The organism is Rhodococcus sp. APC 3903, assembly GCF_030407755.1.
GTDB lineage: Bacteria > Actinomycetota > Actinomycetes > Mycobacteriales > Mycobacteriaceae > Rhodococcus_F > Rhodococcus_F erythropolis.
Window position 1 is genome coordinate 1 of record NZ_JASDCV010000070.1, and the last position, 2,786, is coordinate 2,786.

Genomic DNA, 2,786 nt, shown 5'->3' on the forward strand with positions numbered 1-2,786 from the left:
GTGCCGACAGCCTCAGGCCACAGCCGGCCGGCTCACCCGAACCCGCTGCCGTCATCGCCGAACGTAACGCTGGATAAGGCGCGTGCCCCGGTCCTGCGTCCCTCTCTGGGGTAGCAGGAAGTGAAGCCCTCGCCTTCACAACCGCGTTTCTCATCGACATGTCGTGCACGTCGCAACGTCACCCTTATGCGATGCAGCGGCACTCCAACTTCCGGCCAGCCACTTCTCACATGGAGACCGAATATTCATGCGCACAATACGATTCAGAGCCGCGCTCGCCGTCGTCGCGGCAGGAGTCCTCACTCTCGGGGCGGTGTCAACCGCGACGGCGGCTCCGCTGCCCAATGCGCCGTTCGGGGGCTGGGGAAAGTGCCCGATAGCAAATCCGGAGACGAGCACCTGTGTCGATGTCGTCGTCAAAGGCGGCGAAATGAACATCAACGGGCTCAAGGTTCCGATTCCTTCCGGCTCGTTGAATATCGCCGGCGGTGTCGCCTATCGCGAGAACCCCGACGCAGAATTCGGGTTCGACCAGATCTTCATACCTCCCTCTGACGGCACCAAAGGCGTCTATTCCAGCCCCATCGAGGTACCAGGAGGAATCTTCGGGCTCGGTATACCGTTCCCCGGCGGCTTGACCACCATCAAGGCAACGGTCGAACCGGTCGCGTTGCCGACAGTCGACGCATTCCAACTCGGTGTCACACTTCCGGCAAGATTGAAGATCTCCAACCCCTTGCTGGGCGGCAACTGCTATCTGGGTTCTGCGAGCAACCCGATCATGTTCAAACTCGGAGTGACCGAAAACGGTGTCCTCGAGGATGTTCCAGGATTTCCGGATACCGCCGCCGTCAGAAACGTGACGCACGCCGACCAGACGTTCGCGGTACCGGGCGCATCTGGATGCGGACTGTTCGGCGCATTGAATTGGGCCGTCAATCTTCGCGCCAACGTTCCCTCCTCGACTGGCCACAACTCGCTGGCCACCACAAGCGATGTGTTCAACATCGGCGCCGACAGCCTGCGGACGCAGTAGAGCAAGCACCGGCGACTCACGAAGTATCACCAACAAGGAGATATCGATGTCCCATGCACTACGCCGCACCACCTTCATTACAGCTGCCGCAGCGGCCGCGATCGCAGTCGCCGCCGGCCCCGCTTTGGCGTCGACCGTCGTCACTCCGGCCGGTCAAGCTGTGACTGCCTCCAGTAGCAATCTCAGTATCAAGACAGGAACGATCACGCTTACCTGTACCAGTACGACGGGATCCGGAACCGTCCCAACCGCGCCGGGTAACTCCAACACCGGCACCGGCGGCGTCAACGTCAACATCGGCACCCCCAGCCTGACCGGGTGCAAAGCCAACGGCCTACCCGCCGTGGTCACAACCTCCGGGACGTGGCAACTCAACGTCTCCGGGGACGCCATGCCCGCCGGTTCTGCGCAGGGATCGCTCATCATCCCTGCCAGCGGCGCAGTCGTCACGATACCCGGATCAACATGCACAGTCACCGTCGGGGCCAGCACTATCGGACCACTGGCCTTCGACATCCCCAACCAGCGCGTCGTGGCAAGCAACACCGGCACCGTGAACTACACACGCACCGGCACCGGACCCGTCTGCCCCGCCGCAGCCACCGGCACGGCAACGATGTCGGGCACACTGCAGTTCGCATCATCCACACCCATCAACGTCACCCCCTGACGCCGAACCAGTAGGTAGCGAATCCCGTTGTCATATACACCTTTCGGATGTATGCCAACGGGATTCGTCGGGTCTGGCGTCGGGGTATACGCATATCCCGGAACTGCGTCGTAACAGAATCGCTCAAGGAGCTGGAAATGAAGCACATTGGCCGCACCCTCGTAATCGCCGCCTTGGCCGCGTGCGCTTTGACTGCGTGCAGCAGTGGCCCCGATTCCGGCCGGGACAGTTCGACGAGCGAGGCACGGGCACTGGGAACTGCAGAAGAGACGGCCGCCGTCACCTCTGCTCCTCCGGTGACGTCGGCCAGCGCCGGTTCTGCTGATGTTGGAACGGGAGAGGCGGTGCCCCAGAGTGACTCGAATCCCTCGACGTCGGTCTCACCTCTGACGAGCCCAGGTGAGATTCCGCCGACCGGCGCGGAGATAGCTGAAACCGCGGAGTTGACGGTCCCCGCGGAAGGTCGTACGCCGGAGGAGATCGTCGCCGAGGCGGGCCCGCGAGGCCAGGACTATCTGCGCGCACTACGAGCGCGCGGAGTTCCCGCGCTCGGGATGGACAGTGTTGAAATCAGCTTCGCCAACGGAACGTGCACAGCGTTGGCCTCGGGGATGCCGCGAACTGAGGTTCTGAACGAATTCGACAGTGTTGGTCAGGCTCTCGCTACCGGTGCTGGCCTCGAACCTGATCAGATCGCCGAAGCATATGTCTCGGCAGCTGAACAAACATACTGCTGAGGCTTCGAAGCCAGAGGCGCCAGAACAAAGTGTCAGTACAGTCTCGATCGGAACCAGTGATCGAGACTGATCCTGTCTATCTTGTGCATGTCGAGACCCAACTGGGCGGCAACTTTCACTGCGTCGGCGCGGGGGATAGAGCTTTGGGGCACAGTCCAATTGGTCTCCCGCGCATGATGCTCGAGAGGATCGATGACTGTCCGCGCGACAGGTTCATTGACGTGAAGTGTTGAGCCGTAGCGAAATTGCTGTTCTGTCGACAGTTTGTGGATAGATCGGGCGAGTAGGGTGTCGAGGGCGTTGCTGCCGGGTCTTTCGACGTATCGTTGAGATTCATTCCGTC

3 protein-coding genes and 1 pseudogene are annotated in these 2,786 nt (G+C 61.5%); 3 read left to right on the top strand and 1 reads right to left on the bottom strand.

Features of this window, described 5'->3' with window-relative positions; all coding sequences use genetic code 11:
* Positions 1 to 247 precede the first annotated feature (247 nt).
* From QMA15_RS32485 to QMA15_RS32495, 3 genes are all read left to right on the top strand, one after another.
* Positions 248 to 1,036 carry a hypothetical protein gene (locus QMA15_RS32485; protein WP_290289269.1) on the top strand — a complete coding sequence of 263 codons (789 nt, stop codon included), beginning with the start codon at positions 248 to 250 and terminating at the stop codon, positions 1,034 to 1,036.
* Positions 1,037 to 1,082: 46 nt separating this feature from the next.
* The gene (locus QMA15_RS32490) at positions 1,083 to 1,706 is read left to right on the top strand and encodes a hypothetical protein (RefSeq protein WP_290289271.1); all 624 of its coding nucleotides are present in this window, start codon (positions 1,083 to 1,085) and stop codon (positions 1,704 to 1,706) included.
* 137 nt (positions 1,707 to 1,843) lie between these two features.
* Positions 1,844 to 2,443: a DUF732 domain-containing protein gene (locus tag QMA15_RS32495; RefSeq protein WP_290289273.1), complete on the top strand. Its 600-nt coding sequence runs from the start codon at positions 1,844 to 1,846 to the stop codon at positions 2,441 to 2,443.
* Between the two features lie 32 nt (positions 2,444 to 2,475).
* On the opposite strand, the pseudogene QMA15_RS32500 reads toward QMA15_RS32495, so the two are convergent.
* Positions 2,476 to 2,786, bottom strand: a pseudogene (locus QMA15_RS32500) (hypothetical protein); the annotation flags it as partial.